This window comes from Dietzia sp. HMSC21D01 (genome assembly GCF_001815995.1).
GTDB lineage: Bacteria > Actinomycetota > Actinomycetes > Mycobacteriales > Mycobacteriaceae > Dietzia > Dietzia cinnamea.
On the sequence record NZ_KV824019.1, the window covers coordinates 1 to 5,559 of the forward strand.

Consider the following 5,559-nt stretch of genomic DNA (forward strand, 5'->3'; position numbering starts at 1 on the left):
CGGGCGCCGACCGCGTTGCCGGCGAAAGTGCCCAGCCCGCCGGCCGCGCCGGCGATCGCGAGCAGGCCCGCCTGTTCGAGGGCGGACGCGTCCTCCTGCGCCTTGGCGACGAACGCCAGATAGAGGGTGAGGAACCCCGTCATGAACCGCACCAGCGCGACCGCCCAGAGATTCGCCAGGACGTTCCTGCCGAGCGGCCGGGTGAGCACGGCGCGCAGCCCACTTCTCACCGACCCTCCGTGTCCCGACCACAGGGAGGCGGATTCGTCGTCCTCCGACGCCTCGGCGTGCGCGGGGATCGTCATGGACACGTAGGCGGCCACCAGGGCGACAGCGGCGAGCAGCCACAGCGCGGTGGAGGAGTCCCAGATCCACGCCACGGCGCCGGCGGCGGCCCCGGCTACCACGCTGCCGCCGACATGCCCCAGCACCGTCAGGCGGGAGTTGGTCCGGACAAGGTCCAGCGCCGGCGGCAACACGTGCGGGGTGATGGAGGCCTTGACCACGCCGAACGTCTTGGACAGCACGAGCATGCCCAGGGCGAGCGGGTAGAGCAGCCACGTGTCGAAGTTCAGGCCGAGGACCACCGCGAGCACCGCGCGCAGGGTGAACGTCAGCGAGACGGTGAGCCGACGGCCACTGCGCAGGCGGTCGAGGGCCGGGCCGATGACAGGCGCGATCAGCGCGAACGGGGCGACCGTCACCAAGAGGTACAACGCGACGTTGCCGCGCGACTCCGCGGTCGCCGCCGAGAAGAACAGGGTGTTGGCGAGGGCGACCGCGAGGATGGCGTCACACGCGAAGTTCGCCACGGTGACGTAGCTCAGCGGTGCCAGCCCCGAGCGGGCCGCGCCGTCGGCGTGGAAGACCCGGCGCATCCCCCGCCCGGCGGAGGCGGCGGCCCGCCTGGCTGCTCCCCGGGGGCGCTCACCCAACGAGTCGCACCTCGTACATCTGCGGCCACAGCTTGCCGGTGACCAGGAGGTTCTCCGAGCCCGGCAACGACGCGATCCCGTTGAGCACGGCGTCCGGGTCAGCGGGCCGGGGCCGGCCGAGCTGCGCGGCGTCGTAGATAGCCGTGACCTCGCCGGTGCCGGGATCGATCCGGACGATCTCGTCGGTCATCCACACGTTCGCCAGGACGGCGCCGTCCACACACTCCAACTCGTTGAGCTGTCGCACCGGCGTGCCGCCCGAGGTGACGGCGACGGTGCCGGTCGGTTCGAACGTGGCCGGGTCCCGGAAGGTCAAGGTGTCCGAGCCGTCGGTCATCACCAGACCGGAGCCGTCGAAGCACAAGCCCCAGCCCTCGCCCTGGTACTGGGCCTCCGACCGGATCTCGAGGGTCTGCGGGTCACGGTTGTGGGCGACCCCCTTCCTCCACGTCAGCGTCCACAGCGTGTCGGGGGTGACGGCCAGGCCCTCGCCGAACTCGTCATCCGCCATCTCCACGGTCACCGCGTCCCCACCCTCGAGCGGCCGACGCTGCACCACCGAGTCGCCGTACCGGCCCGTCGACTCGTAGACCTCGTCGCCGACCACCTGCAGGCCCTGGGTGAATAGGGCGGGATCGTGCTCCAGCGTGCGCATGACCTCGACCGAACCGCGGACCGGCTGCGGCTCCGACGGGCCGACCGGGACGCGCGGGGCGGTGGACCCGGTGGACGACGAACCGGCGGGCGCGCTGGAGGACGCCAGCGAGGTCCCGGCCGCGGTGGTGGGGCTCGGTTCGCTCCCGTCCCCGGTCGAGCACGCCGTCAGCGCGGCGATCAGGCTCAGGGACACGACGAGGGGGCCGACCGGGCGGCGGACACTGCTCATGCCCCCAAGGATGCCGCACGACGGGCCGGACCGCGCCCTCCCCGCGATGATGCGCATAATGGGGGACGTGAACACCGAGGTAGGCACGGATCAGGGGGCGACCGTCGCGGGCACCGATGAAGAACCGGGCTTCGACGCTGAGCTGCGTGAGCGGCTGGCCTCGGCCGTGGACGTGGCGCGGGCGGCGACCGAGGAGTTCGCCATCACCGGCGTGGGCGAGCACCTCGGGACCACCGTCGAGGCCGCGTACACCACCACGCACCGTTTCGCCTCCGAATTGCCCGGGTACCGCGGGTGGTACTGGGCCTGCGTGCTCGCCCTCGTCCCGGGCGGTGAGGTGACGGTCGACGAGATCGCGCTGCTGCCAGGGGACGACGCGCTGGTCGCGCCCGAGTGGGTGCCGTGGGAGAAGCGGATCCGGCCCGGGGACCTCGGCGCGGGCGATCTGTTGCCACCCGCGGAGGACGACGAGCGGCTCGTCCCCGGGTACGTCTCCAGTGGAGACGAGGCGCTCGACGAGGCCGCCGGTCCCATCGGGCTCGGACGTCCCCGTCATCTCAGCCGGCAGGGCCGGTCGGCCGCCGCCGAACGTTGGACCGCCGAGCGGGGGCCCGACACCGAGATCGCCCGCAGCGCCAAACACCACTGCGGCACGTGCGGGTTCCTGGTCCCCCTCGCCGGCTCGCTCGGCACGATGTTCGGGATCTGCGCCAACGAGTACTCCGCGGACGGTCAGACCGTGCACCTCGAGTACGGCTGTGGCGCGCACAGCGAGACCGAGGTGCCGAAGGACACGACGCCGCCGGTACCCGATGCGTACGACGACGCGGCCGTCGACGTGGTGGTCCTGCCGCAGCAGCTCGCCGCTTCGGCCCGCGCCCGCTCAGCGGGGGACACCTCGGCCGGGGAGGCCGGGACCGGAGAGACCGCGTCGGGGGCCGAGGGGTCGACGCCCGCGGACGAGGCCTAGCGCCGCTCAGTCGCGGTCGAAGTCCAGCCCTCGCTGGGCACCCGCGCTGCCCCGCAGGACCGCGCGCCGCTGCAGCGCGTAGACGAGCGAACCGACCGCGCCGACACCGATCCCCACCGCGCACAGCACCACGGTGCGCATGTCGACGTCGGTCATGAGCGTGTGGGCCAGCAGTGCCAGGGTCCACGCCAGCGTCCCGAGGATCACCACGGGACGCGGGTCCAACAAGTAGGTCGGGATCGGCGGTACCCGCGTGTCCTTCGCCTCATCCGTCATGCCCGCGACGCTACCGCAGGTACGTGGCCGGTTACTCTATGACGATTCCCCACCCATAGCCAGGAAGGTCGCCAGATGTCGCAGAGCACCGGGGCCGCGTCGCAGCCCCCCGCCGGGATCGGGGCGGTCGACCGCTACTTCAAGATCAGCGAGCGGGGCTCCACCGTCGCGCGTGAGGTCCGCGGCGGGCTCGTCAGCTTCTTCGCGATGGCCTACATCATCATCCTCAACCCGCTGATCCTCGGCTCGGGTGTGGATGTCGAGGGCAACCAGCTGTCGATCGTCGAGATCGCCGCCGTCACCGCCTTCACGGCCGGCGTGATGACCATCGCGTTCGGCGCCATCGCCCGGTACCCGTTCGCGTTCGCGACAGGCCTCGGCATCAACTCGCTCGTCGCGGTGACGATCGCCCAGCAGGTGACCTGGGCAGAGGCCATGGGCCTCATCGTCATCGAGGGCGTCATCATCGTGATCCTCGCGATCACCGGGTTCCGCACCGCCGTGTTCAACGCGGTCCCCGCCGATCTCAAGGCCGCGATCGCGGTCGGTATCGGCCTGTTCATCGCCATGGTCGGCGTGGTCGACTCCGGGTTCGTGCGCCGCCTGCCGGACGCCGCCAACACCACCGTCCCGGTCGGCCTCGGTATCGGCGGCTCGATCGCGTCCTGGCCGACCTTCGTCTTCGTCGTCGGCCTCCTGCTCTGCGGCGTGCTCGTCGCCCGGAGGATCCGCGGCGGTCTGTTCATCGGCATCGTCGTCACCGCGGTGTTCGCGGTCATCGTCGAGGGCTTCGCGAACGCCGGTCCGTCCGTCGTCGACGGCGAGCCCAACCCCACCGGCTGGAGCCTCGCGGTGCCGGTCATCCCGGACTCCCTGGGCGGCATCCCCAACCTCTCGCTCATCGGCAACGTCGACCTCATCGGCGCGTTCACCCGCATCGGCCCGCTGGCCGCCGGACTGTTCGTCTTCCCCCTTCTGCTCGCCAACTTCTTCGACGCCATGGGCACGTTCACCGGCCTCGGCAAGGAGGCCGAGCTCATGGACGACAAGGGCAACCTGCCCAGCATGAAGAGCGCCCTGGTGGTCGAGGGCTTCGGCGCCGTCGCCGGCGGTCTGACCTCGTCGTCGTCGAACACGGTCTTCCTCGAGTCGGCCTCCGGCATCGCCGAGGGCGCGCGCACCGGCCTGGCCAACGTCGTCACCGGCGTGCTGTTCCTGCTCGCGATGTTCTTCACCCCGCTCTACGAGGTGGTCCCGGTGGAGGCCGCCGCCCCCGCCCTCGTGATCGTGGGCGCGCTGATGATCGCCCAGATCAAGCAGATCGACAACAGCGACTTCTCCATCGCCCTGCCCGCGTTCCTCACGATCGTGGCGATGCCGTTCACCTACTCGATCGCCAACGGTATCGGCATCGGCTTCATCGCGTGGGTCGTCATGGCGACCGCGACCGGCAAGGCCCGCACCGTGCACCCGATCCTGTGGATCGTCGCGGCCGCGTTCGTCCTCTACTTCGCCATCGGCCCCATCACCGACGCGCTGGCCTGACCGGCCGGCGGGAGGAGCGACCGTACCGTGCACGTCGTCGACGTCTCCGATCCCGCCGACCCCCGGTTGGACGACCTCCGCGACCTCAACAACTCCGACCGCCGGCCCGACCTGCCCGGCGGTCGGGGACTGGTGATCGCCGAGGGCACCTACGTGGTGGGCCGCATGCTGCTGTCCCGATTCCGGCCCCACGTCCTGCTCGGCACGGACTCGCGCCTGCAGCAGCTGCGACGCGAGGCCACCGCCGAGGGGTGGGACGCCGACGAGCGGGCCGGCGACGCGGTCTACCTGCGCACCACGAAGGACGTCCTCAGCGAGGTGATCGGCTTCCGCTCGAGCCGTGACATCCTCGCCGCCGCCGACCGGCCCGAGCCGCTGGCGGTGGACGAGGTCGTCGACGGGGCCCGCACCCTCGTCGTGCTCGAGGGCGTCAACGACCCGGAGAACCTCGGCGCGATCTTCCGTAACTGCGCGGCGCTCGGCGTGGACGGGGTCCTGTTCGGCGCCGCCACCGGGGACCCGCTGTACCGGCGCGTCGTGCGCGTGTCGATGGGGCACGTGCTGCGGCTGCCGTTCGCGCACCTGCCCGGCACGCCGACCACGTGGCAGCGGAGCCTCGACGACCTCCGCGAGCGCGGTTTCCGCACCGTCGCACTGACCCCGGCCGCCGAGGCACCCCTCTCCCGCGCCGTCGACGCCGAGAAGGTCGCGTTCGTGCTGGGTGCCGAGGGACCGGGCCTGACCGAGCACGCCATGCGCGCCTGCGACGTGCGCGCCGCCATCCCCATGACCGACGGCACGGACTCGCTCAACGTGGCCACCGCCGCCGCGGTCGCGTTCTACGAGCGGGCCCGGCGCGACTGAACCCCCCGCGCGACCGATCCCCGGCGCGACGACTACCGCGAGCGGCGGCGCGCTCGGCGGGACACCTCGTCGACGCCCCGGCG

Annotated in this window: 6 protein-coding genes; 3 read left to right on the forward strand and 3 right to left on the reverse strand. The window is 71.9% G+C overall.

Annotation, left to right across the window (positions count from 1 at the left end):
* The coding region (locus HMPREF3086_RS13050) for an MFS transporter (RefSeq protein WP_070722306.1) at window positions 1–935 on the reverse strand (935 nt) is incomplete at its 3' end.
* On the reverse strand, window positions 928–1,821 hold the full coding sequence (locus HMPREF3086_RS13055) for a glutaminyl-peptide cyclotransferase (RefSeq protein WP_061229339.1): 894 nt from the start codon (window positions 1,819–1,821) through the stop codon (window positions 928–930). The genes HMPREF3086_RS13050 and HMPREF3086_RS13055, both read right to left, overlap by 8 nt.
* A gap of 58 nt (window positions 1,822–1,879) precedes the next feature.
* On the opposite strand from HMPREF3086_RS13055, the gene HMPREF3086_RS13060 reads away from it, so the two are divergent.
* Window positions 1,880–2,791 carry a DUF3027 domain-containing protein gene (locus HMPREF3086_RS13060; RefSeq protein WP_061229326.1) on the forward strand — a complete coding sequence of 304 codons (912 nt, stop codon included), beginning with the start codon at window positions 1,880–1,882 and terminating at the stop codon, window positions 2,789–2,791.
* Between the two features lie 6 nt (window positions 2,792–2,797).
* Here HMPREF3086_RS13060 and HMPREF3086_RS13065 read toward each other — a convergent pair whose 3' ends face one another.
* Complete coding sequence (locus tag HMPREF3086_RS13065) at window positions 2,798–3,067, reverse strand: DUF2530 domain-containing protein (RefSeq protein ID WP_061229327.1); 270 nt, start codon at window positions 3,065–3,067, stop codon at window positions 2,798–2,800.
* A gap of 75 nt (window positions 3,068–3,142) precedes the next feature.
* Here HMPREF3086_RS13065 and HMPREF3086_RS13070 point away from each other — a divergent pair, with 75 nt between their 5' ends.
* Window positions 3,143–4,612 carry an NCS2 family permease gene (locus tag HMPREF3086_RS13070; protein WP_070722305.1) on the forward strand — a complete coding sequence of 490 codons (1,470 nt, stop codon included), beginning with the start codon at window positions 3,143–3,145 and terminating at the stop codon, window positions 4,610–4,612.
* Between the two features lie 27 nt (window positions 4,613–4,639).
* Window positions 4,640–5,476: a TrmH family RNA methyltransferase gene (locus tag HMPREF3086_RS13075; RefSeq protein ID WP_061229329.1), complete on the forward strand. Its 837-nt coding sequence runs from the start codon at window positions 4,640–4,642 to the stop codon at window positions 5,474–5,476.
* Window positions 5,477–5,559: the final 83 nt, after the last annotated feature.